This is a genomic window from Wenyingzhuangia sp. (assembly GCF_039768515.1).
Classification (GTDB): domain Bacteria; phylum Bacteroidota; class Bacteroidia; order Flavobacteriales; family Flavobacteriaceae; genus Wenyingzhuangia.
In genome coordinates this window covers 15,693-39,639 of the sequence record NZ_JBDNAI010000075.1, presented here as the reverse complement: position 1 = coordinate 39,639, position 23,947 = coordinate 15,693, and the positions used below count along the sequence as shown (strand labels likewise).

Annotated in this window: 20 protein-coding genes; 5 read left to right on the top strand and 15 right to left on the bottom strand. The window is 34.0% G+C overall.

What is annotated here, in order from left to right; all coding sequences use genetic code 11:
- From ABF281_RS04655 to ABF281_RS04645, 3 genes are all read right to left on the bottom strand, one after another.
- Positions 1–281, bottom strand: a 281-nt coding sequence (locus tag ABF281_RS04655; RefSeq protein ID WP_347180530.1) for an ATP-binding cassette domain-containing protein, incomplete at its 3' end; no start/stop codon positions are given.
- A gap of 118 nt (positions 282–399) precedes the next feature.
- Positions 400–1,845, bottom strand: coding sequence for a Fe-S cluster assembly protein SufB (gene sufB, locus ABF281_RS04650; protein WP_347180529.1), 1,446 nt, complete (start codon positions 1,843–1,845; stop codon positions 400–402).
- Between the two features lie 178 nt (positions 1,846–2,023).
- A complete protein-coding gene (locus tag ABF281_RS04645; protein ID WP_347180528.1) occupies positions 2,024–2,353 on the bottom strand; it encodes an iron-sulfur cluster assembly accessory protein in 330 nt (109 codons plus the stop codon).
- 190 nt (positions 2,354–2,543) lie between these two features.
- Here ABF281_RS04645 and thiL point away from each other — a divergent pair, with 190 nt between their 5' ends.
- Complete coding sequence (gene thiL / locus ABF281_RS04640; RefSeq protein WP_347180527.1) at positions 2,544–3,608, top strand: thiamine-phosphate kinase; 1,065 nt, start codon at positions 2,544–2,546, stop codon at positions 3,606–3,608.
- A 92-nt stretch (positions 3,609–3,700) separates the two neighbouring features.
- Here the strand turns inward: thiL and ABF281_RS04635 are convergent, their stop codons facing one another.
- The 3 genes from ABF281_RS04635 to ABF281_RS04625 all read right to left on the bottom strand — a co-directional run bounded on the left by ABF281_RS04635 (position 3,701) and on the right by ABF281_RS04625 (position 8,491).
- Entirely contained in the window at positions 3,701–4,411 is a 711-nt protein-coding gene (locus tag ABF281_RS04635; RefSeq protein WP_347180526.1) for a 3'-5' exonuclease, read from the bottom strand.
- 91 nt (positions 4,412–4,502) lie between these two features.
- On the bottom strand, positions 4,503–5,540 hold the full coding sequence (locus ABF281_RS04630) for a hypothetical protein (RefSeq protein ID WP_347180525.1): 1,038 nt from the start codon (positions 5,538–5,540) through the stop codon (positions 4,503–4,505).
- Positions 5,541–5,713: 173 nt separating this feature from the next.
- Complete coding sequence (locus ABF281_RS04625) at positions 5,714–8,491, bottom strand: outer membrane beta-barrel protein (protein ID WP_347180524.1); 2,778 nt, start codon at positions 8,489–8,491, stop codon at positions 5,714–5,716.
- A gap of 201 nt (positions 8,492–8,692) precedes the next feature.
- On the opposite strand from ABF281_RS04625, the gene ABF281_RS04620 reads away from it, so the two are divergent.
- Positions 8,693–9,379 carry a response regulator transcription factor gene (locus ABF281_RS04620; RefSeq protein ID WP_347180523.1) on the top strand — a complete coding sequence of 229 codons (687 nt, stop codon included), beginning with the start codon at positions 8,693–8,695 and terminating at the stop codon, positions 9,377–9,379.
- Positions 9,369–10,409 carry an ATP-binding protein gene (locus tag ABF281_RS04615; RefSeq protein WP_347180522.1) on the top strand — a complete coding sequence of 347 codons (1,041 nt, stop codon included), beginning with the start codon at positions 9,369–9,371 and terminating at the stop codon, positions 10,407–10,409. Before ABF281_RS04620 ends, ABF281_RS04615 begins: the two co-directional genes overlap by 11 nt.
- Here the strand turns inward: ABF281_RS04615 and ABF281_RS04610 are convergent.
- The 8 genes from ABF281_RS04610 to ABF281_RS04575 all read right to left on the bottom strand — a co-directional run bounded on the left by ABF281_RS04610 (position 10,390) and on the right by ABF281_RS04575 (position 21,021).
- Positions 10,390–11,454 (bottom strand): glycosyltransferase, encoded by a 1,065-nt coding sequence (locus ABF281_RS04610; RefSeq protein ID WP_347180521.1) that lies wholly within the window; start codon positions 11,452–11,454, stop codon positions 10,390–10,392. The two genes, ABF281_RS04615 and ABF281_RS04610, sit on opposite strands and share 20 nt — an antisense overlap.
- A 122-nt stretch (positions 11,455–11,576) precedes the next feature.
- A complete protein-coding gene (gene purD / locus ABF281_RS04605; RefSeq protein WP_347180520.1) occupies positions 11,577–12,851 on the bottom strand; it encodes a phosphoribosylamine--glycine ligase in 1,275 nt (424 codons plus the stop codon).
- Positions 12,852–12,854: 3 nt separating this feature from the next.
- Positions 12,855–13,430 (bottom strand): sugar transferase, encoded by a 576-nt coding sequence (locus tag ABF281_RS04600; RefSeq protein WP_347180519.1) that lies wholly within the window; start codon positions 13,428–13,430, stop codon positions 12,855–12,857.
- 174 nt (positions 13,431–13,604) lie between these two features.
- The gene (gene rnpA, locus ABF281_RS04595; protein WP_347180518.1) at positions 13,605–13,985 is read right to left on the bottom strand and encodes a ribonuclease P protein component; all 381 of its coding nucleotides are present in this window, start codon (positions 13,983–13,985) and stop codon (positions 13,605–13,607) included.
- 41 nt (positions 13,986–14,026) lie between these two features.
- On the bottom strand, positions 14,027–16,453 hold the full coding sequence (locus ABF281_RS04590; RefSeq protein ID WP_347180517.1) for a TonB-dependent receptor: 2,427 nt from the start codon (positions 16,451–16,453) through the stop codon (positions 14,027–14,029).
- A complete protein-coding gene (gene recO, locus ABF281_RS04585; RefSeq protein ID WP_347180516.1) occupies positions 16,453–17,175 on the bottom strand; it encodes a DNA repair protein RecO in 723 nt (240 codons plus the stop codon). The genes ABF281_RS04590 and recO overlap by 1 nt, the downstream gene beginning before the upstream one ends.
- Positions 17,175–19,526: a two-component regulator propeller domain-containing protein gene (locus tag ABF281_RS04580; RefSeq protein ID WP_347180515.1), complete on the bottom strand. Its 2,352-nt coding sequence runs from the start codon at positions 19,524–19,526 to the stop codon at positions 17,175–17,177. The genes recO and ABF281_RS04580 overlap by 1 nt, the downstream gene beginning before the upstream one ends.
- 37 nt (positions 19,527–19,563) lie before the next feature.
- On the bottom strand, positions 19,564–21,021 hold the full coding sequence (locus tag ABF281_RS04575; protein ID WP_347180514.1) for a phosphoethanolamine transferase: 1,458 nt from the start codon (positions 21,019–21,021) through the stop codon (positions 19,564–19,566).
- A 248-nt stretch (positions 21,022–21,269) separates the two neighbouring features.
- On the opposite strand from ABF281_RS04575, the gene ABF281_RS04570 reads away from it, so the two are divergent.
- Complete coding sequence (locus tag ABF281_RS04570; protein WP_347180513.1) at positions 21,270–21,743, top strand: CYTH domain-containing protein; 474 nt, start codon at positions 21,270–21,272, stop codon at positions 21,741–21,743.
- 87 nt (positions 21,744–21,830) lie between these two features.
- Positions 21,831–22,799 (top strand): tryptophan--tRNA ligase, encoded by a 969-nt coding sequence (gene trpS / locus ABF281_RS04565; protein ID WP_347180512.1) that lies wholly within the window; start codon positions 21,831–21,833, stop codon positions 22,797–22,799.
- A gap of 49 nt (positions 22,800–22,848) precedes the next feature.
- Here trpS and ABF281_RS04560 read toward each other — a convergent pair whose 3' ends face one another.
- Positions 22,849–23,889, bottom strand: a complete 1,041-nt coding sequence (locus tag ABF281_RS04560) for an aldo/keto reductase (protein WP_347180511.1) — start codon at positions 23,887–23,889, stop codon at positions 22,849–22,851.
- Positions 23,890–23,947: the final 58 nt, after the last annotated feature.

Genomic DNA, 23,947 nt, shown 5'->3' with positions numbered 1-23,947 from the left:
GTTACCCCTGGTATTTCTACTGGATATTGAAACGATAAAAACACTCCTTTATGAGCTCTTTCGTCTGGAGACAAATCTTCCAAATCTTCTCCTTCTAAATAAATATTTCCTTCTGTTACTTCGTAATTTTCATTTCCTGCTACTACAGATGCTAAGGTACTTTTTCCAGCTCCGTTTGGTCCCATAATGGCATGAACTTCACCTGGCTTGACTTCAATATTCAATCCTTTTAAGATATTGTTATCTCCTACTTTAGCATGTAAATTTTCTATTTTTAACATTGTGTTAGCTTTTGGCTTTTTGTTTTTTTACTTGATGTGTTTTTCTATGGCTCGTTTTACTGCTTCGCTATTGTTTTCCAACACTACCTAAAACAGGAATAAACTTGACAAAATTGTGTTATCCTACACTTCCTTCTAAACTGATTTCCAATAATTTTTGTGCTTCTACAGCAAACTCCATTGGTAATTTATTTAACACTTCCTTACTAAATCCATTTACAATTAATGCAATAGCTTTTTCAGTATCAATACCACGTTGATTACAATAAAACAATTGGTCTTCCCCTATTTTACTTGTTGTTGCTTCGTGCTCTATTTGGGCCGATTTGTTTTTTACTTCTATATATGGAAAAGTGTGAGCTCCACATAAATCTCCCATCAATAAAGAATCACATTGTGAAAAGTTACGTGCATTTTCAGCTTTGGGATTTACTCTTACCAAACCACGATAACTATTGTGTGAATGTCCTGCAGATATTCCTTTAGAAATTATAGTACTCTTTGTATTGTTCCCTAGGTGTACCATTTTTGTCCCTGTATCCGCTTGTTGATAATTGTTAGTAACTGCTATGGAGTAAAATTCACCAGTCGCGTTATCTCCCTTTAAAATACAAGATGGATATTTCCAAGTTACTGCTGAACCTGTTTCTACTTGTGTCCATGATACTTTTGCGTTTTTTTCACAAACAGCCCTCTTGGTTACAAAATTATAAACACCCCCTTTACCCTCTGCATCTCCAGGAAACCAGTTCTGAACAGTAGAATACTTAATTTCTGCATCGTCTAAGGCAACCAACTCAACAACGGCAGCATGCAATTGGTTTTCGTCTCTACTTGGCGCTGTACATCCTTCCAAATAACTCACAAAAGAGCCTTCATCTGCAATAACTAAAGTACGTTCAAATTGACCTGTACCCCCCTCGTTAATTCGGAAGTACGTGGACAATTCCATTGGACAAGCCACTCCTTTTGGAATGTAACAAAAAGATCCATCTGTAAACACTGCTGAATTTAAAGCCGCGTAATAATTATCAGTTTTTGGTACTACAGAACCCATGTATTTTTTTACCAATTCTGGATGCTCTTTTATTGCCTCTGATATAGGACAGAAAATAATTCCTTTTTCATTCAGTGTCTTTTTAAAAGTTGTCGCCACAGAAACTGAATCGACGACAATATCAACGGCTATATTTTGTAATTTTTTCTGCTCATCAACTGAAATCCCTAATTTTTTGTACATTTCTAACAATTCAGAATCTACATCGTCTAAACTTTTGTTAGGATCTGCCTTTTTTGGCGCTGAATAATAACTAATGTCTTGGAAATCTGGTTTTTGATAACGAACATTAGCCCATTCTGGCTCCTCCATAGCTTCCCATTTACGAAAAGCATCTAATCTCCATTCTGTCATCCATTGGGGCTCTTCTTTTTTTGCAGAAATGGCACGAATAACATCTTCATTTAATCCCTTAGGAAAAGTCTCTGCGTCCAAATAAGTATAAAACCCATACTCATATTCTTGGGTTTTTAGTTCTTCCCTTAAATCGTCTTCTGTGTATTTCATTTTTAGTTTCAATATTGAAAAGTAAAAAAGATTGTCGATTCGTTTGCGCCTTTAAACGCTACTCACCTGCTTTGATTTCTATTTTACTTTTGTTTTAAACTTATAAATTCTTTATTCTGTATCTTTTCAAAAACCTACCATTTCTATTTGGTAATTTTGGTCTGCTAACCTGTTTGGGCTATAATGAAAAGCTTTCTCCACAACCACATGTTCTATTGGCATTGGGATTGTTAAAAACAAATCCAGTTCCGTTTAACCCTCCAGAATATTCTAAAGTAGTCCCAACTAAGTATAAAAAACTTTTTTTGTCTACAATCAACTTCACACCATTGTCAACAAATACCTTATCTCCATCTTGCTCGGCTTTGTCAAACTTTAAATCGTATGACAAACCGGAACAGCCGCCGCTTTTAACACCTACCCTAACAAAATCATTAACAGCATCGAAACCCTCTTCGGTCATCAATTCGATTACTTTTTTCTTTGCTACATCTGATACCTTTATCATAACTTAATTAGATTAAACCTAAACTTGTGCAAATTTACCACTTTTAAACTGATTTTTATCATGTGGAATATGAATATTATTTATAGCGGCAATAGAGTTCATCAATGTAAAATGTATCTTTGCGCATATAAATTAATGAACACAATTTAGTTGTTGAATTAAACCTCAAAACTTTTCAAACAAAAACAACATGTTAGAAGACAAAACACCACAGAAAACAGACATAGCTAGCTTAGGAGAATTTGGATTGATACAGCACTTGACAAAGCACTTTAACATCTCCCAAAACTCAACAATAAAAGGAGTTGGTGATGACTGTGCAGTATTAGATGCGAAGGGGTTAAAGACATTGATAACTACAGATTTATTGATAGAAGGGGTTCATTTTAATTTATCTTACATGCCTTTAAAACATTTAGGGTATAAAGCGGTGATGGTAAATTTATCTGATGTGTATGCGATGAATGCAGAAGCAAGTCAGATTACAGTTTCAATAGCCTTGTCTAACCGATTTCCTTTAGAAGCTGTTGAGGAATTATACAGCGGAATCCAATTGGCTTGTTCAAAATATGATATAGATTTGGTTGGTGGAGATACGACCTCGTCAACAAAAGGATTGTTGATTAGTGTGACCGCTATTGGACATGCTGAAGAAGAAAAAATTACTTACAGAAATACCGCCAAAGAAAATGACTTGCTAGTCGTTACAGGTGATTTGGGTGCTGCATATTTAGGGTTTCAGGTTTTAGAGCGTGAAAAACAAGTATTTGAAGTAGATCCTAACAACCAGCCTGATCTAGATGCTTACACTTATTTGGTTGAGCGCCAACTAAAACCCGAAGCTAGAAAAGACATGGTTAGAATTTTAAATGATTTAGAGGTAATTCCAACTTCTATGATTGATATTTCTGACGGGCTCTCTTCTGAGGTGATCCATATTTGTCAACAATCTAAAGTAGGTTGTCATTTATACGAAGACAAACTTCCTTTAGACCCTCAAGTAATTTCTACCTGCGAGGAGTTTGATTTAAACAGTACAACAGTGGCTTTAAGCGGCGGAGAAGATTATGAATTGTTATTTACCATTGCTCAAAGTGATTTTGACAAAATCAAAGGAAACCCTCACTTGACAGTAATTGGACACATGACAGATGCTGCAAGTGGTATGAACTTAATCACCAGAGGAGCTAACCAATCTGTACCCCTAGCCGCGCAAGGCTGGAACGCCTTATTAGATCAAGATACAGAATCCTAAATCACACAAAAGGTTTATAAATAGAAAAGTCCAAATGGTATTCATTTGGATTTTTCTTGCTTTTACGAGGTTTCCTTTCACCCTCTATTCCATTATTTAGTGACAAAAACAACCTCATCATCACTCACTATAGGCTCGTTATTAAAACGCATATAAACCCTTGCCAAAGCCAACACGTCTTGCTCACAATAACGAACAATTCTTGGCAAGTCTTTTTCTTGATAATAAACGGTTCCTACTTTACTTCCGTCTATATCTCCTTTTGGACTAGGAACTCCTAACAGGTGAGTCAGTAGTTTTAGGGAGGTATAATGTTTATAATCTCCAAACTTCCACAGGTCTAAAGTATCTATGTGTGGGATTTCCCATGGTTTCTTACCAAATAAATTTAATTGTGGAGGCAAGTCTATGCCGTGTACAATCATTCTACGAGCCATAAAAGGAAAATCGAATTCTTTGGCATTGTGACCACACAATCGATGTTTTGAGCCGTTAAAATGATTGATGAGTACTTTTTTAAAATCAATCAATAGTTCTTTCTCTTCTTTAGAAGCATACGAAGTAATTCTTAGTTGATTGTTCACAAAATATCCAACAGAAATACAGACAATTTTCCCAAACTCTGCCCATATACCGGCATTGCTATAAAATTCTTCAGCTGTTATATCTTCCCCTCTTTTATAAGCAGTTTTGTTAGCAAACAATTCTTGTTCTATTATGGGAACATCTTTATATTCTTTATACTGAGAAACCGTCTCAATATCTAGAAACAACAAGTCTTCTTTATCAACATTAAAATTCATCGCGTTTTTATTTTAAAGTTAATAAAGTCTGTGAAATAAAAAAACCCACCTCAAATGAGGTGGGTTTTAAATATATTTTTGCTTGTTGAGTTTACTCCGAAATTACAGCAGTAGCTCCATCAATTTTTACATTCTCAATGATGAACAAATCAGGATCAGCAAATTGAATTTCTTGATCGTATCCTTCTAAATATAAATTATTAACAGAAGCTCCTGATGCCTTTTTAAACTGTAAAGCTCTACCCCCAACAGAAGATATAGCGGTTACGTTATTAAAAGTTGGGTTCCCGTTTTCTTTATCTCCTTCGAAGACCGTTGAAAAACCTTTAACCGTATGAGAAATGTACACATTAGTTATTCCTCCTGTCCAATTTTCTGTCCAATCTACAGAGTCATCAGAATTGTTTTCTAAGTAAACGTTCTTTGCTGAAACAGAACCTCCGTAAAACTCAACACCATCATCATCTCCATTAATAACTGCAATATTTTCAATAGTTGTTCCTGATCCTACTGCACAGAAAGAAATTCCGTTAGTTTGAGATTCAGAATCAATTTGAGCACCCGTTCCTTTTACTATTAAATATTTAATAGACCCAGAGTTGTCGTTAACTATGTCCCCTCCGTATGGGTAACTTCCTACCTCAAACTCAACATCTACACCTCCTGAAGAAATTCCTTTTCCTAAGATGGTCAATCCACCCCAATCTCCTGGCTCTCCATTTTCTGAAGAGAAAATTACAGGCATAGCAGATGTACCTGCTACAACAATTTTACCACCTTGCTCTACAATGATATTGACTTCTGCTCCACCCTGACTAGCAACAAGTTCTGTTCCAGCTTCAAAAGTTAAAGTTGCACCACTTCTTACAAATGTGGTTCCAGTCAAAGAAACAACTCCAGAAACTGATATATCTTCAGTATACTCATCGGATAAAGTTTCTTTAGCAGTTTCTCCAGATAAAGTAGCATCTTTCCAAGACCACTCTGAAACATCAAGTTTGGTTCCTTTAGAATAACTTAGATTCCCTTCAGAGACAATAAAGAATTCTTCTACTTCATTCGCATTATCATCGTTACAGCTAATAAATAATGATGCAAAAGCCAAAATTGATAAATTTAATTTTTTCATTTTAATAAATTTTTTATGATTTGTTTCAACAAAGAAAGTCAATATGATAACATATATTGTTAACACCTTATTAAGTTCTTGTTAAATATAAATGGATTTTGTAAAATAATTGTTAACCAAAAAGCCCTCTGAACATACAGAGGGCTTTTTGGTTTAAATCGTTTGGAAGTTACTTAAAAAGCATAGCTCAAACTAACACCTAGGTCTAGACCTCTTTGATAAGAAGATACTGTTCTAGTAAACGTTCCTCTATTGGTTTTGATATCTTGTGTTTGGTCAATAGATGGGTTTAATAAGTTTTTAAAAGAACCTTTAATTTTAAAATTTTCAGACAATTGTTTTGACACGATTAAATCTAAAGTAACAAACCCTTTTTCTATGATCTCATCATTAAACAAAACATCACTTGAAGTTAAACTTTCGGGAGACCCCAATGAGAAAATTTTATCTGAAGAATAATTTGCAGAAATATTCACATTTAATTCCTCTTCCTTTTGATCTGAGTAACTTAATCCTCCATTGATGATATAATCAGAAGCACCTGCCAATCCTGAATTCGTTTTATTATTAAACTGAAATTCCTCTTCTAAATCTTGATGATGTAACATAAAAGTTGCATTTGCTTTTAAATCTAACTTTCCAAAATTTTCAGACTCGTAAAGATTCGATTTATTTTCAATTTCTGTTCCATAAACATTTGCTTTCTCTCCCGTGTTTGCAAAGGAAAAATAACCTGAAGACCCTCTAACTTGTCTACGGTTAATTGGATCTTGGATCATTTTATAAAACCCTGTTACCGATAACAACTCTTTTTTAGATGGGAAGAACTCCCATTTTACATCAACATTATAATTTGTTGAAGCTATTAAATCTGGATTACCTCCTGTTACCCTTCCTGTGGGTGATACATAATTAAATGGAGCTAATTCTTTAAATTCAGGCAAAGTAACAGTTTTACTAGCTGCCAAACGCAAAGTATGTTTATCGCTAAGCTCTTTTTTAACTGTAAAACTTGGTAATAAATTTTTATAGTTATTTTTATTACTTCCTGTTCTACCTGGGTAATTGTTTACATTCCAATTTATTAAATCAATAATATCTTCTTCATATCTTAAGCCTAAACCAATTGTTAACGTTTTAAATTTCATATCCGTGTTAACATATCCTGCTAAAATACTTAATTGTCCTTCGTAACTATCTTGTGGTTGATCTTTATATTCAATAATATTATTATCTAAATTTTCTTGGGTAAACCCTTCTGACAAATTATCTATGTTGGCTACCTGTAAATCAACACCAACAATTCCTAAACCATCAAACTTAGAATAAAAATCACGGGTTCTATTTCTATAATTCCCTCCAATATTAAAATGGATGACTCTATCTTCTTCATCAAATAAAGTATACTGATAATTTGCTAAGGCATTGTATTCAAAATCCTGAATACTTTGTCTAGATTTTCTTTGTTGGTAATCTCCAACAAAAGCATATTCTACAATGCCATCTTCAACTACATCATTGTGTAAAACATTATTTTCCTCTGTACCAAAGTTTACTTCATTTCTGATCCTATTCGGTTCTTCTGCTTTTACGTTATTATAACCCAATGCCCAATTAAATTTGTTTTTTTCATCAAAATGATGATCTCCTAACAGTTGATTGACCAAAATAGAAGTTTGCTTTGTGTTTTGATCTCTTACAAAAGCTCCATAGAACGCAGGCTGTTGATCTAATACATATCCTAAACCATCTCTACCCTGTTCGTAAACATTATCTGACAGTTTATTAATGTATAAATTGGTAAACTTAATATCATGATTTCGACCTATACTATACTTTAAATCTAATAGAGCAGTTGTGTTTATAGAAGCACTAAACTCCTCCGTAAAATTAAATTCTGTATTTCTAGAGTTCGATCTGTAAGAGGCAAAAGTACCTTCAGCATAATCATATGATCTAGAATGTGACAAAGATGCGATAAAAGACAAATTATCATCTTCACTAATGTCATACTTATTTCCACCTACCACTGAAAAACTATAGTCTAAAGGTACTGACTGATTTTCTGTATTCCAACTCTGACCTATCAATGCTTGCTTTGGCGTTAGGTCTGTGCTATGAAAACCAAAAGTGGTATTGTTTATGTTTTGGGTAGCTTTAAAATCTCCAAACTTTCCAACTGTATTAGAATTTATTCCAAACCCTAACCCTACCTTTATAACATCATCTCCTTTTGAATATTCTTTTGAAGTAATATTTACATGCCCCGAAGTCTGATCAGCATAAGAAACCGTTGAGTATGTTTTAGAAATTCCTACATTTTGAATAATTGATGTTGGAAATAAATTCAAGTCAATATTCTTTTTCTCCACATTGTCAGACGGTATCGGTAAACCATTCATCGTCGTAAATAGATAACGATCTCCTAATCCTCTAACAAAAACATCTCCAGAAGCTTCGTTTTTAGTGACTCCTGTTATTTTGGCTGTTGCCGCAGCTGCATCAGAAACTCCTGATTTTGAAAGCTGAATAGCTCCAATACTTTCTACTATCTCTACTTTTTCTTTTTGAACTGCTAGCAGCGCTTCTTCACTCTCTTTATTCACAACAACTGTTAATACAACAGCTTCCAAAGCATCTGCCACAGAAGTCATGGTAATGGTCATTTTTTGAACCATATCTGCTTGCACAGTAACTTGCTTTTTTACAGTTTCGTAACCCACATAATCAAAGACAAGGGTATGTACCCCTTCACTTAACATTATAGAATAATTTCCATCAAAATCTGAAGTAGTTCCTATGGTGTTATTATTATTGTCATAAATACTAACAAAGGGTAAGGGTTCTAAGTCCATGTCTTTGTCTTGTACTCTACCGGAAATTGTCCCTCTCTGTTGTGCAAATGAAACTACACTTATCAAAGTAAAAATTGTAACTAATAAATTTCTCATTATCAATGCTATATTGGTTTAAAAGCGGTGCAAAAGTCTATAAATAATAAATAAAAGAGTGTACCGTATCGTTACCTTTGTGTTAAAATATTGTTAACAGCATTCCTTTACTAACTTTAGCAAACAAATATCTTAAGTGTTTGTTAAAAACTCTTTTGTACCTTAGTCATCGAATAATTATGAAAATGAACCCTTACATCTATGGAAACAAATCAGATTAAAATACTTTTAGTAGATGACGAACCCGACATTTTAGAAATTGTAGGATACAACCTGGAAAAAGAGGGGTATAGCATATATACTGCAGAAAACGGTCTCGAGGCGATAGAACAAGCAAAAAAAATTCAACCCCATTTGATTTTACTAGACGTAATGATGCCAGAAATGGATGGTGTTGAGGCCTGTGAGAAAATTAGAGAACTCCCTGAGCTAGGAGAGGTAATCATCTCTTTTTTTACTGCAAGAGGAGAAGATTACAGTCAAGTAGCTGGGTTTGATGCTGGTGCTGATGACTATATTACCAAGCCTATCAAACCAAAATTGTTAATTAGCAAAATTAAATCTTTGTTAAGAAGGGTGAAAGACGACGGCAAAAACAACACTCAGCTTGGAGGAATTATAATTGACCGTGATGAATATTTGGTTATCAAAGACGGAAATAAGATTGTTTTACCAAGGAAAGAGTTTGAACTGTTTTCTTTACTGACCTCAAAACCCGGTAAAGTATTCAACCGAGAAGTCATTATGAGAAACGTATGGGGAGGAGATGTTGTTGTTGGAGATAGAACCATAGATGTACACATCCGAAAGCTACGCGAAAAAATTGGAGACGATCACTTTAAAACAGTAAAGGGAGTAGGATATAAGTTTGTTTTGCATGAGAATTAAAAACTTTTTCCTTTTTTCGGCTGTAACTTCTTTAATCCTTACACTATGTATAGACATCGTTGTGAGTCTTTTAATGTACTCCTCCTCAAAAGACATAGATTCTAAAACACTACTCATCTTTTCAGGAGTATTATTTATAGTGATTACTATCGTCTTAAACTACAGCCTAAATAGTTATATTCGATACAGAATAAACAAAATATACAATCAAGTCAACAGCCTTAAGAAAAGAAGAGTCTCAAACATCAATGTGAATGCAGACGAATTTGATTTTTTGGCCAGGGATATTTTAAAATATTCCTACAAAAAGAAAAAAGAAATTAACAAATTAAACTTTCGAGAAAATTACCGTAGAGACTTTCTGGGAAATGTTGCTCATGAACTAAAAACACCTTTGTTTACAGTACAAGGATATTTACTGACTCTTATTGAAGGCGCAGCAGAGAACAAAGTGATTAGAGAGAAATATTTAAACAGAGCGAACCTTGCTATTGAGAGACTCAGTGAAATCGTAGGAGACTTAGACTTAATTACTAAGCTAGAAACCAACGACTTAAAACTTAAAATAGACACTTTCAACCTTTTGACCGTGATTCAAAAAGTATTTGACTTGTTAGAAATGCAGGCTAAAAAAAAAGGTATAAACCTAACCTTAGATAGGTTTTATGACATCCCTAAGTTTGTGTTGGCTGATCAGGCAAAAATTGAACAAGTTTTAATTAATCTTGTGATGAATTCTATTAAATATGGAAAAATTAATGGAACCACAGTAGTATCCGTAGGCTATGAAGATGAAGAAAAATTAATCATTAAAATATCAGATAACGGGGAAGGAATTTCAGAAGACAATTTGCCAAGGTTATTCGAGCGCTTTTACAGAGTGGAGCAAAGTAGATCAAGAGACCAAGGTGGCTCTGGACTTGGACTGTCAATTGTAAAACATATCATAGAAGCACATGAACAAACCATCAGTGTCAATAGTACTGTAGGCGAAGGTTCTACTTTTTGCTTTACGCTTGAGAAAGCTTAAAAATGCTGATTAAACATTTCAGCATCAGATTTGAATTCATAGGAAAAGGCGACACAGCGTGCCCACTATCTACCAAAGTTATTTTAAAATCTTTTTGTGTGCTGTAGTCCGCTCTTTTTTTCTCTTTTTGGTAACTTGCTAAGTATTCTTGTTCTGTTTGACCAACAGTAGGGATATAAAAAGCTTTCTTTTCTAGGATTGCCATATCCATGATTGTACTGTAACCTGATCTAGCGACGACTTGTCTAGATGCATTTAAAGCATTTTCTAATTGGTCAGACAACAAATAATCTACAACCTTTACCTGTTTTGGAAAATTCCTTGTTGAAGGTTTTAAAGAACCTCTAACTAGCAAAACCTTGCCTTGATAACCCTGTAATTGATTCATCATAACCTCTTCCAAGGCTAGGCGTTGACCCTCTATACCTGACAACAAGATTAGCAAATCGTATTCTATTGGAACCTTGCGTTTGGTAAACCTTGACAAAACACCAATATACTTTACGTTCAACCCTATGCTTTGAGTAGACAAATCACCTGAAAGCGACCGTTCAGAGTCGTCTGGAACCCAACATTCTTTGTGTTTTTTGATGAAAAAGTGATGAATTATATTTACTATACTAGACAAAAAACCAGCCTTTATATTTAATTGATGTGTCATATAAACAGAAGGAATTCCTAAGCAATAGACCCCAAGTCTGTTGTCTGAAATAATCCCTATCGTTTCATTTTTATGCTGTTTTACATAATTTTTTATAACGCTTTTTTCTTTAAAAATAGCCTTAATTATTTTAGGAATGTTTAGAATGATAGACCACAAAAAAAATTCTTTGTATTTGATACCGTAAGAAGGAAGTTCTAGAAATTCCTCGCTAGAAAACTCTTTTTTCAGAAAAATCAAAGCATCTCCATCACAAGCAATAACGGGTTGATAACCTAAATTTAATATTTCTCTGATGAGAGGTATGCATCTAGTGGCATGACCCCAACCCCAATTTAATGGCGCTACAATAATTTTATTTTTAGCTGTTTTTGGATGGGTCATAAAAAAATGAAAGCTCTAAACACTAAGATAATAAAGATGATAACAATAACAGTCCAAAACATGACATGCTTTATCTACAACGTAAATAAAGCATATCATCTCAAAAGTTTAAGCTGTCCGAATTAAATCAAATCAAAGCCGATATCTTTTCTAAAATTCATTTTTTCAAAAGAGATTTTATCAATTGTTCTGTACGACTTTTCGAGAGCAGAATTGATATCCTCTCCAAAAGAAGTTACCGCTAAAACTCGGCCCCCATTGCTAACGATTTTTCCCTCTTTCATGGTTGTTCCAGCATGATACACTATAGACTCTTCTTCATTTTCTGTACCTGTAATGAAATGACCTTTTTCATAAGCTTCTGGATAACCTCCGGCAACCACAACTACTGTTGTTGCGGTTCTAGGGTCAACCTCGTATGATTTAGAAGCTAGGGTTTGTGTTGCTACACCTTCAAACAAATCCAATAAGTCAGAGGTAATTCTTGGTAAAACAGCCTCCGTCTCAGGGTCTCCCATACGCACATTATACTCTATCACATAAGGATCTCCTCCTATATTCATCAATCCAATGAAGATAAATCCACGATAATCAATCCCATCTTGCTGTAAACCTTCTACGGTTGGCTTAACAACTCTTTCTTCTACTTTTTGAATAAAATCTGCGTCTGCAAAAGGAACAGGGGAAATAGCTCCCATACCTCCTGTATTTAAACCAACGTCACCTTCCCCAATTCTTTTATAATCTTTCGCTGATGGTAAAACTTTATAGCCCTTCCCATCTGTTAAGACAAAAACTGATAGTTCAATACCGTCTAAAAACTCTTCGATAACAACCTTAGAAGAAGCTGCTCCAAATTTTTCATTGGTAAGCATGTCTGCCAACTCCTCTTTTGCTTCTTGTAAATTATCAATAATCAAAACTCCTTTACCTGCAGCCAATCCATCAGCCTTCAAGACAAACGGTGGATTTAAAGTCTCCAAAAACATTTGACCTTCAGTGAGTGTTTCTTTAGTAAATGCCTGATATTTTGCTGTGGGAACGCCATGTTTAAACATAAACTTCTTAGAAAAATCCTTAGACCCTTCTAATTCAGCTCCATCTTTTTTTGGTCCAATTACAGGGATATCTTTGAGGGATTCATCTGCTAAGAAAAAATCATGAACTCCCTCTACCAAAGGTGCTTCAGGTCCCACAACTACCATTTGGATTTGGTTTTCTAATACCGCTTTTTTTACTGCAGGAAAATCCGTTGGATCTATCAAAATATTATTGGCTATTCTGGCTGTACCTGCATTTCCAGGAGCGACAAACAATTTTGTCATTTTTTTACTTTCTACTAGTTTTTTTGCAAACGCGTGTTCTCTTCCTCCAGAACCTAAAATAAGAATATTCATAATTTATTTACCTTTTCCTTTTATAACCACCACTACAGTGTACATGATGATTTTAATATCAGTCCACAAAGATAGGTTATCTAAATAAACTAAGTCATACCTAGCTCTAATTTTCATTTGAGCAAAAGTATCAGCATAACCAAAACGTATTTGTCCCAAAGAAGTGATTCCTGGTCTTAAAGACTGCAATGCCGAATATTGAGGAATTTCTTCAATGATATTGTCTAAAAATTGTTGTCTTTCTGGTCTTGGACCTACAATACTCATGCTTCCTAGTAAAACATTAAGGAATTGAGGGAATTCATCAATTCTATACTTACGGAGTGTTTTTCCCATTTTCGTAATCCTAAACGTTTCTTCTGCGGACAGTAGTGGATCATTTACGGGAGGATACCCTTTCATCGTTCTAAACTTAAAAATAGAAAAAGGCTTTCCTTCTCTACCGACTCTTTCTTGAAAAAAGAATGGTCTTTCTCCTGTCGTCATAAAAATCAATAATGCAATTAAAGGGATCAACCAAATTAAAATTGAAACCAGAACAAAAAGAGAAAATAGAATGTCAAATATTCGTTTTAACATGAGTAAAATTTCTAATGAATATTCAAATTTAATTTTTTGAATTGACTTTAACCCTAATTGATAAATAAAATACAGTTAGATCAAGAGGAATTGCTGAAAGGCGATGTCAATTTATTTAAACCGATAAATGAATTATAAGTCATTCCTGATTGTAGAGATCCGTACAAACTTTTTTCAAAACTTAGGGTGGGAAGAAAAAGAATTGAATTTCACAAACAATTTTTTAAACATCATCTCCAATTCATGATACGCAGGCTTTTTATTTCCCATGTAAATAAACATGATGTTATAGCCGATTTTATGACATCCTAAAAACTCATGTTGGTGTAACCGATAAACCTCCCTAAGTAGTCTTTTAATTCTATTTCTATCGACAGCAAGCTTAAAGTTTCGCTTTGGAACCGAGAAGGCTACTTTTGTTTGAGTGTCATCGTGCTTTGTAGGTAAGTAAATCATTTTTATAGGAAAGCTTTTTACAGATTTCCCTTCTGTAAACAATTGTGATATTGCCTTTCTGCTTTTTAGTTTTTGATTTTTCCCTAATGTGAATTTCATAGAATGCAAAAATAAGTAAACTCCTGTTCACAAACTGCCTTTTAGAATGAATATGCTATGGCAGCAGATAAATTTCGTCCAGGAGCACTGATAGCAGACGCAAATTCTTTGTAATGAATATCTAAAATATTCTGAATCTGAAACTGGAGTCTTACATTTTTGTTGTAGCGAAAATTACTATTAAAATTTAAAATCGCCCAATTGGGTGTTCCTTCTTCATTAGGGGTTTCTTGAAGATTGTCAATACCTTCAGTAAGATTATAGCTCTCAAGTGTTTTTTCCAGTGAAAACCTGTAGTCAAAAGAAACATCAAACCACCTTTTATAAATCCCCAAAGAAACATTTCCAAACAAAGGTGGTATAGAAGACAGAGGCTCCTGATTGTGATAAGAGTTCCCTTTTGTATAGGTAACTCCTCCATAGGTTTTAACATCTTTTACACATTCCCACTTGGCATTAAAAGTAGCTCCATAAATGATTGCCTTCCCCAGATTTGTGTTGGCTAAGATATCTTGATCCTCAAAAACATGACCATCATAGCGTATAGCTGATCCAAATTCTGAGGAAGGTTTTCTTCCTATATAATGATTCAAAAGCGTATAATAAATATTGCTTTCTAAATACATCTTACTTCTAGGTAGTTTTTTTGTTATTCCAATTTCTGCACTGTATAAATGTTCGGGCTGTAAACGCGTATTAGGAACTGTTAATTTACCAGATTTTTCCCTTATTTTTCCAATATCATCTACATTAGGTGTTCTAAACCCTTTAGAAAAAACAATGCTTATTTTATCCGTTGGATAAGGTTTAAAGATGTATCCTAAGGAACCTGTAAAAGCACTATTATTTAACACTAATTTTTGATTTAAAACAGGAGATAAACTTTTATCCCACTGTGCTTGCAACAGTGTTGAAGTCAACCTTACTCCAAGATTTAGAATATGCTTTTTACTTAACTCTTGTTTAAATGAAGTGTAAATTGCAGCACTACTGTAACTACTTCCTCTATCTGGATAACGAGTACTAATATTTGTATTGATTTCTGCTCCCTCAACTTTATTCCCTGAAATGAGCAAAATCTCTCCTTTTGCGACAGAATTTACATTGTTATGCACCAACTCTAAACCATAAAACAATTTGTTCTGTTTTTTACTACCTAGTGGAATAAAAAAATCTCCATTTAAAGAATAAACATCAACTTCCTCAAATCGTGAGTTCCTGTCTAAGGAACCAAAATTTCGTTGTACCCTAGATTCTAAAATATTCTGATAAGCCAACGTCAGAGTTCCATTTTTCAAGATTGATTTATAGTCTCTAAATTTGGCTTGGGCAGAAATCAACAGTCTTTGCTGTGGCCCATAATACCATTCTGAAAATCTAAGGTCCCCATCTTTAATAAGATTCATTTTACCAAAATTTGGAACATCATTCGTGGTGCTAAACTGGCCGTTGATTACAAGATTAACGTTTTGATGTATCGGAAGCATTATTTTCTGTAAAACATCCAATTGATGGTATCCCGTGTTCCTTTGGATATTAGGATTGGTGTTAAGAGTGCTGTAGGGGTAATACTTTTCTTTTGTGTTCTGAGAATATTGATAAATCTTTCCCCATTCTTTATACCCGTGGGTTCTGTTTTTACCCATCTTTAAATCTCCAAAATCGCTGTAGGATACGTTGGTAAAAGACGCCCATTTCTGATTTGAAACCTCTGAACTAAAATTCGTACTGTGTTCATTATTTACCGTACTGTGCCTGTAAAATAGTTTTGAATTGATCTTCTTGTTTTTACTGTACTTTAAATTCTTTGTGTAATAATGAACAACCCCTCCTAAAGCATCCGAACCATAAGTAACAGAAGCTGGACCAAACACAACTTCTGTTCGTTCTAAAGCAAAGGGACTTACTGTTATTGAATTTTGTAAATGTCCGTTTCGGTATATTGCGTTGTTCATCCTTACTCCATCTACAACTAAAAGAACTCTATTTGACTCCATTCCTCTAATCACTGGAGAACCCCCTCCTAACTGCGATTTCTGGACCCTTATCCCTGATATATTTGCCAATAAATCTGCTGAGGTTTGGGGCGAGATATAATCAATTTCTTTTTGGGTAACTATTTCTATTCTTTCAGGTATTTTATGCTTTTTTTCCGCTGTCCTAGATATCGACAACACAACACTTTCCAAACCCTCTGAATTTGGTTCTAAATAAATAGAACCTTCTATATTTTTAATTTTTATCTGTAGATCGTTGTAGTTTTGATGTTTTAAAATTAGAACTGATTTTTTATTTAAGTCCTTAAAAAAAACCAAACCCAGTGTGTTGGTCCATTTTTTCTTTCTAGAAAAAACTTCCTGCACCTCAACTCCTTCTATTTCCTCTTGAGTATACGCGTCTAATACACTAATCTGCTGTGAATATGAGATCAGTGAGAAACAACACAAAAAGAAAAACAACCTAAACATTATTCTAATATTTTTGAAAGGACCTCTAAAGACTTCGGTCGCCTAAAAGAAGACAAATGCAATTCATAATATTTTAGCAAAACATCTAAAACAACAGTTCTTTGATGTTTACTAAACAACTTGACCTCTAACTTATCAAATTTTATGCCTAACGCCTTGTTAAAGAGAATTAACGTGTCTCCTTGAATTACATTTACTCCATTTCCAGTAATATACTTTCCTTCTTTGAGATCAAAAAAAGGAAGTATTTCTTGACTTGTTGTATCGGGATAAAATCCCAAGCATTTCGTCAATTGAATTAAAAAAGCCAAATGAAAATTTGCCACTTGGTCATGAAGATCTAACCAAACAATCGTGTTTTCTAAAAAATCGAATAAAACGTCATTTTCCCCTTTTTCTTCTCCTAATACAGAACTTAAAAACTCTGATAAAAAAAAGACTATAGACTGTTTTATAAAATCTACATGTAAGGTTGTGAATGGGTGTAATGTTCTTGCTTCGGAAATACTATTTAATGCCCCTTTACTATTGTGAGATGCTTGTATTTGAAGAACTGAAAGAGGAAGAAAAGAAGATTTGTTGACCTTCCCTTTTTTTCTTTTCAATATAGACTGTAATAAATATGATTTTAATCCGTCTTGCTGCGTATAACACTTTACAATAAGACCGCTATCGCCGTATTTTAGCGCACTAATAACTATTGCTTTGGTATGTATTTGCATTAGTTTACGATCGCAATTTTAGTTGATGTTGTTTCTGACCCGTCAGCGCTTGAGAGCAAAACAACATAAATACCGGATACAACAGTATTCCCCCTCAAATTGGTTTTGTCCCATACGACCTTCCCTCCAAAGTTTCCACTGTAACTGTTGACGTTTTTCTCATACACTAGCTTCCCAGACATATCTATTATTTTAACGTTGGTCCCTTCTGGAATACCATTTCCATCTTTAGCAACAATTGTTATTATTTCGTGGCCTGGCTTATTTTTGATAGCAGGATTAGGATAGCCAATTACAGGAGTTATATTCGAACCAAAAGGTTCATTTTTACTATCATAAGACAATACCCCTTTATTGGTCACCATATAAATTTCTCCTGTAGTCTTATCAAGCTCCAAGTCAATCACGATATCTTCTGGTAAAGGTGAGTTTGATGTATTAAAAATGTTATATGTCGTTTGAGCATCTGACGAGGTTTGAATCACTCCTGCTCCTTGTGTAGCAAACCATTTATTCCCTGCCAAGTCAATAATAATGTCATTAACTTGAATGTCTCCTAAAAATTCTCTAGCAACTCCATTTTCTTCAATAATTAAAGTCTTTACAGGTCTTTTTGTTTCCTTAAATAAATTTTCATAGTCATCAAAAACAACTAAGCCCAGAGCGGTTCCAATCCATATTCTATTATTTTCATCCGAAACAACTGCATATACATAATTTGATGGCAATTGACCTTGATGAGCAGAATTGTCTAAAATTGCTATATTTCTGTCTGTTTCATTTTCAATTGGATTGGCGTCAAAAGCGAATATTCCTGTTCTGGCAGTAGCTGCAAATACATTATTGTTCTGATCAACAGACATTTTATTAAACCCCCTTACAATCCCTTCGCTACCTTCAATATCAGGAAAAGGAATTGAGGACTCCCATCTATCCGCTCCCGTTTTCGCACCATTATAAGATGAAAAAAAGAGGTTGTCTTTTGCTCTAGAGTTCGCTGTCCAAATAATATTATTGTTGTCTACAATCATATTCCCAACAAAAGCTTCTCCAACAGATAAATGCCCTGGTAAAATATTGTATGTGTTTTCTCTTTCCCATCGATTCACAAACTTAAAATCAACCAACTCTGTAACCCCGTCTCTTAAACTAGCAATCAGGGTTTTAGAATTATCAAAAGGATCTATAAGAACTTTTAAATAATCTTTTTTACTTCCTATCTCATTATTGCTCAAATACTGCCACTCACCATCGACTAAACAATCTACACCTCTATATTTATTTAACCCATTGTAAGTAAGATTGTGCCCTCCATAAGTAACCCATACTTGATCTTCTGCTATTGAAATACTAAAGACATCGTTAGCAGAAGGGCCATTCGGATGGATTTCTGTATAGTTGACCTTATCTGTTAAAGTAGTCTTCAAAACACCAAACTCACTAGTATTTACAAAAAGATTTTCCTCATAAACTATAGCTTTGGTTGTGGTAAAACTGTAATCTTGGGCATCCGCAAAAACGATTTGATTTGTTTTGGTGAACAACTCATTTTCATACAGCACTATCTTGTTCGATAAAGTAACCATCAAATCATTAGTCGTTTTTTGTTTATTTATTTCTAAAATGTTTTGGGACTCTGTAATAATAGCTGATGCTGGATTGGCTGACTTAAAGACACTTGATCCTTTTGTGAAATAAACCTCATCCCCTAAGTTTAATAAATTGGTAATATTTCCCGAAGTAACGAGATCCCAGTTCTCTATGTCAACAGGATTCAAAGACAAATCAATTTTATACAAGCCGTTTGTCGTTCCTACATAAAGCATATCATCATGGTACACCATTTCATTTACAACGCTGGCATTACCCGTGTTACTCAATTTATATGTATCTCCAAATTCTAGCTTCTCAACATCCAACTGAACAATCCCAAAATCCCCATAAACATAAGACTGTTTTTGATGGCTATAGACTCCATTAACTATTTTGTTAACTAGTATAAGGTTGTCTCTTATCCCTGTGATTGGATAAACATTATGCTCTTGCGAAATAATTTCTATTAATCCGTTTTCATAACCAATGATAATATTTCCCGAATACTCATCAAAAGAGATACTCGAAGTTGTGGTTCCTGACAAACCATTTACAGATGAAAATTTCTGAGTTTTTTTGGTTTCAGTATCATAGGTAAACATTGCGTTATTAGAGATGGCGTATAATCTGCTCTCCCCAATAACAAAATCCTTTACATTGTTGTAAGAATAGAAATCACGCCACTGATCTGTATAATCTGTTTGGCCAAAGACAACCTGAATAAACATCAACAGATATAAATAAATATATTTCATCATTCAAAAAAGTTAATAGGCAAAAATTATAATTTCAGAGTTATGGTTTGTTTATAAATATACTTTTATTTGGAGCATAATCAAAGGATTGAACTTCTATAAGACTTAAGACACTGTGGTATAAAAAATCAGTGGATACCTCACGATTAAGGTTTTGTATTAAGCCGTCTAATTTTTGTGGAGAGTTCTTTTTAAACTTTTTCGAGCTCCATATAATTCCAGCTGGATTTTTGCTGGCCTCATGATCTTGACCGTGCAACCACTTATCGTCTTCTCCCAATATTTCTCCATGATCGGACAAGTAAATCAAAATGGTCTCCTCTTCCTTTTGTTCCAAAAAAGTAATCATTTCGTTTAAAAAATAATCTAAATAGACAATCGTATTGTCATAAGAATTGATCAGCTCTTCTTCAGAGCTTGAAGGTAGGTATTTTGTTTTAACTACGGGTGTAAATTTTTTAAACTCCTCAGAATATCTACTCTCATACCACCAATGGCTGCCAATCATATGGAGGGTGTAAAAGTTAGCTTGGTTTTCTTGATACTGCTCCTTAAAGGTATTGATCAACTCCGTGTCATATTTTTTATGATAACTCAACACCGAGTGCTCCACATCAATAAGACTTACACTCTTGTTCTGGTAAATTAAATCTCTATAACTTTTTTCTGGAGTCTGGTTCCCAATCCAAACAGTATTATAATTGGCCTTGTTTAAAACTGAATATAAAGAATAAATACTTTGATCTTGTGTATCATTAATGCTTTGGCTGGTTAAAATTTGAGGAACACTTTTGGCGGTATATGTGTTGGGTGTATAAATATTTTTCAATGAATAGACATCTTTCCTTAACGAAAGTAAAGGATTTGTTGCTCTAGGATAGCCATTTAACTGCATGTTTTTTGCTCTGACAGATTCTCCTAAAACAAATACAATATTCATCTTGTTCTTTGAAAACAAATTCTCTGAGACCTCATTGAGTTGTATGGGTTTTTGATTAAAATATTCTTTGGTTTTGTCAAAGAATACATAGGGCATTCTTCTCTTAAAAACACCATACTTTTTTTGTTCTGATAGAAAGAAGAGAACTATCGCTAACAAGGAAAAAACCAAACCCTTATACCTTTTCTTGAAGTCCCAATGAACCTTAGTTTGAAAAACTAAAATACTGTATAGCACTAAAAAAATCAGAAAGAAGTACAAAACCAAAGGGGTGGATACCAAATCAAAAAAAATATCGGGTTTAGATTCTAAAGAGATCTGTATTAAATCCACTGATATGGTAATATCCATCGTATATACCCAAAAAGAAACAAGTGATGACAATATAAATAGTATACTGAAACCAACTTTAAATAAATACTTGTTTAACGTTAAAAGATAAGTGAATCCGTATAATGTTATTTGTAACAATAAAAAATGAACGGTGTATATAGCATATTCTTTGGCTGATGCTAATGGTAAGTGTACATACGAAGGTAGGCTTACAAAAACAGCCACACACAAATTTACGTAAAGCTGAAACCAAATTTTGTTATCTATTTTTTGTAAGAGCATTCTGCAGTAAAAAGGTAATTAGTTGATCTATTAACAAAGTTATTTTTAAGTTCTATTAAATCAAAATATAAACTCCTAACAAGATAGATTAAAACATTTGTTACGGACAAGCCCTAAACTAAACTTTACAATCTATTCTTACAGGTATTTTCGTTAACTTTACTCGTGTATGGTAAACCTAAATATTTTTTATGAATTACACTGAAATTGAACGCAAATTTTTAATTAATGATTTGACTTTCATAAAAGAAAGTTTTGATAGCCATCTTATAGAACAAGGATACTTAAACTCAAACAAAAATCGATCTGTTCGGGTAAGAATAAAAAACAATCAAGGATTTTTAACCATAAAAGGAAGTTCTAATAAATCAGGGACTACCCGATTTGAATGGGAAAAGAAAATTTCTATTGACGAAGCAACTCGTTTATTAGCAATCTGTGAACCCGGAGCAATACGCAAAACAAGGTATCTTGTAAAATATAAACATCATACTTTTGAAGTTGATGTTTTTGAAGGGGATAACAAAGGACTAATTGTTGGAGAAATTGAGCTGTCCTCAGAAAAGGAATCTTTTGAAAAACCAAAGTGGCTGGGCGAAGAAGTAACCGGAGATATAAAATACTACAATTCTCAATTGAGCAAAAACCCATATAAAAATTGGTGATTGCCTCACAGAAAATAAATTAGACTCACAGCAACATATATTTTTACGAAAGTGTATTTTTGCTCAAAACATTATTTTTTAAATTAAATGGCAAGAATTTTAACCGGTGTACAAAGTACAGGAACTCCTCATTTAGGGAATTTGTTGGGTGCAATTATCCCCGCAATTGAAATGGCAAATGATCCCGAAAACGAATCTTTTCTATTTATCGCAAATTTGCATTCTCTAACACAAATTAAAAACAGCGAGACCCTAAAGCAAAACACTTATAGCACTGCCGCCGCATGGCTAGCTTTTGGCTTAGATGTTCACAAAACCGTATTTTACAAACAAAGCGATGTTCCTCAAACGACCGAATTGACTTGGTATTTAAACTGTTATTTCCCGTATCAAAGGTTAACTTTAGCTCATTCTTTTAAAGACAAAGCAGATCGTTTAGAAGATGTAAATGCTGGTTTATTTGATTATCCTATGCTAATGGCAGCCGATATTTTGTTGTATGATGCAGAAATTGTCCCCGTTGGAAAAGATCAATTGCAGCATTTGGAAATTACACGAGATGTCGCCAATAGATTTAACCATCAAATGGGAGATACATTTGTGCTGCCAACTGCTAAAATTCAAGAATCTAGCCAATATGTTCCTGGAACTAATGGAGGAAAAATGAGTAAATCTCAAGGGAATATCATTGATATTTTTTTAGAGGATAAAAAATTACGAAAGCAGGTCATGAAAATAGAAACTGACAGTACTCCTCTTGAAGATCCTAAAAACCCTGAAACCTGTAATTTATTCGCGCTTTACAAGATCCTAGCTACTGATAAACAAATTGAACAAATGAGATCAAATTATGAAGGTGGAAACTACGGATATGGCCACGCCAAACAAGCCTTCTATGAATTGTTGCTTGATACTTTTTCTGAACAGCGCAGTAAGTATAACTATTACATGAAAAATTTACACGAGATTGACAAAGCACTAGCCATTGGTGCTAATAAAGCCCAAGCTGTTGCCAATTCGGTATTAGAAAGAGTAAGATCTAAAATAGGTTATTAAAAAGAAAAAGGCACTTTGTAAAGTGCCTTTTTCTTTTTAATGATGCTTGTTAGGGCGCAGGATTCGGTTGTAATTTTTGAATTTCATCAATTTTAACAAGCACTTCTTCTGACAAATCAATTTCTATAGAACCAATGTTTTCCTGTAACTGATTCATTTTGGTTGCTCCAATGATGTTTGCAGTAACCCAGGGTTGTTGATTGACAAAAGCCAAAGCCAAGTGTGTCAAACTTAAACCTAATTCTTTTGCTAAATTTGCATATTTCTGGGTTAAAAAAGCTGACTGTTTACTATTATATCTAGAAAATTGTGGAAATTTATTTATTCTATCCTTTTCCGTGGCGTTTCCTCCCGGTAAGTATTTCCCTGACAACATCCCAAAAGCTAGAGGAGAATAAGCCAATAGTCCTACTTCTTCTCTCATACCTACCTCAGCGATACCCACTTCATAAGTTCTGCTCAGTAAAGAATACGGGTTTTGGATGGTCTTACACCTGGTCAAGTCATTGCTTACTGACTCTTGTAGGTGCCTCATTACCCCCCAAGGAGTTTCATTAGACAATCCATAATGTCGAATTTTACCTTGTTTCACCAAATCATCCATAGCAGATACAGCAACACGAATATTATCTACCCATTTTTCCTGTGCTTGATGCTTGTAATTTAATTTTCCAAAAAAATTTGTGTTCCTATCTGGCCAATGCAATTGATAAACATCTACATAATCCGTCTGTAAGCGTTTCAAGTTTTGTTCTATGGCACTGTGAATCATTTTCTTAGAAAACTGTTGAGGTTCTCTTATATATGACAAACCAGGATTAGGGCCTGTTACCTTTGTTGCAATGACCAATTCATCTCGCTTTTGATCTTTCAACCAAGTCCCTATTATTTTCTCTGTACTTCCTTGTGTTTCTTTTCTTCCAGGAACAGAATACATTTCTGCAGTATCTATGAAATTGACCCCTTTAGAAACCGCATAATTCAATTGCTCATGTGCTTCAGAGGCTGTGTTTTGTTCTCCGTACGTCATGGTTCCCAAGCAAATTTTAGAGACCTTAATATCTGTTTTTGGAATATGGGTATATTTCATATCTAACTTAGTTTTTAAATTTTAAAATTACATAAAAAAAGGCGTTTCAAAAATTTAG

Excerpts from the sequence above, each read along its gene's own strand:
- purD (WP_347180520.1), bottom strand. The coding sequence starts at position 12,851 with ATGAATATTCTTATTTTAGGTTCTGGAGGAAGAGAACACGCGTTTGCA.
- rnpA (WP_347180518.1), bottom strand. The coding sequence starts at position 13,985 with ATGAAATTCACATTAGGGAAAAATCAAAAACTAAAAAGCAGAAAGGCA.
- ABF281_RS04610 (WP_347180521.1), bottom strand. The coding sequence starts at position 11,454 with ATGACCCATCCAAAAACAGCTAAAAATAAAATTATTGTAGCGCCATTA.
- ABF281_RS04570 (WP_347180513.1), top strand. The coding sequence starts at position 21,270 with ATGAATTACACTGAAATTGAACGCAAATTTTTAATTAATGATTTGACT.
- sufB (WP_347180529.1), bottom strand. The coding sequence starts at position 1,845 with ATGAAATACACAGAAGACGATTTAAGGGAAGAACTAAAAACCCAAGAA.
- ABF281_RS04590 (WP_347180517.1), bottom strand. The coding sequence starts at position 16,453 with ATGTTTAGGTTGTTTTTCTTTTTGTGTTGTTTCTCACTGATCTCATAT.
- trpS (WP_347180512.1), top strand. The coding sequence starts at position 21,831 with ATGGCAAGAATTTTAACCGGTGTACAAAGTACAGGAACTCCTCATTTA.
- ABF281_RS04625 (WP_347180524.1), bottom strand. The coding sequence starts at position 8,491 with ATGAGAAATTTATTAGTTACAATTTTTACTTTGATAAGTGTAGTTTCA.
- ABF281_RS04620 (WP_347180523.1), top strand. The coding sequence starts at position 8,693 with ATGGAAACAAATCAGATTAAAATACTTTTAGTAGATGACGAACCCGAC.
- ABF281_RS04580 (WP_347180515.1), bottom strand. The coding sequence starts at position 19,526 with ATGATGAAATATATTTATTTATATCTGTTGATGTTTATTCAGGTTGTC.
- ABF281_RS04635 (WP_347180526.1), bottom strand. The coding sequence starts at position 4,411 with ATGAATTTTAATGTTGATAAAGAAGACTTGTTGTTTCTAGATATTGAG.
- ABF281_RS04560 (WP_347180511.1), bottom strand. The coding sequence starts at position 23,889 with ATGAAATATACCCATATTCCAAAAACAGATATTAAGGTCTCTAAAATT.
- thiL (WP_347180527.1), top strand. The coding sequence starts at position 2,544 with ATGTTAGAAGACAAAACACCACAGAAAACAGACATAGCTAGCTTAGGA.
- ABF281_RS04630 (WP_347180525.1), bottom strand. The coding sequence starts at position 5,540 with ATGAAAAAATTAAATTTATCAATTTTGGCTTTTGCATCATTATTTATT.
- ABF281_RS04645 (WP_347180528.1), bottom strand. The coding sequence starts at position 2,353 with ATGATAAAGGTATCAGATGTAGCAAAGAAAAAAGTAATCGAATTGATG.
- ABF281_RS04615 (WP_347180522.1), top strand. The coding sequence starts at position 9,369 with ATGAGAATTAAAAACTTTTTCCTTTTTTCGGCTGTAACTTCTTTAATC.
- ABF281_RS04600 (WP_347180519.1), bottom strand. The coding sequence starts at position 13,430 with ATGTTAAAACGAATATTTGACATTCTATTTTCTCTTTTTGTTCTGGTT.
- recO (WP_347180516.1), bottom strand. The coding sequence starts at position 17,175 with ATGCAAATACATACCAAAGCAATAGTTATTAGTGCGCTAAAATACGGC.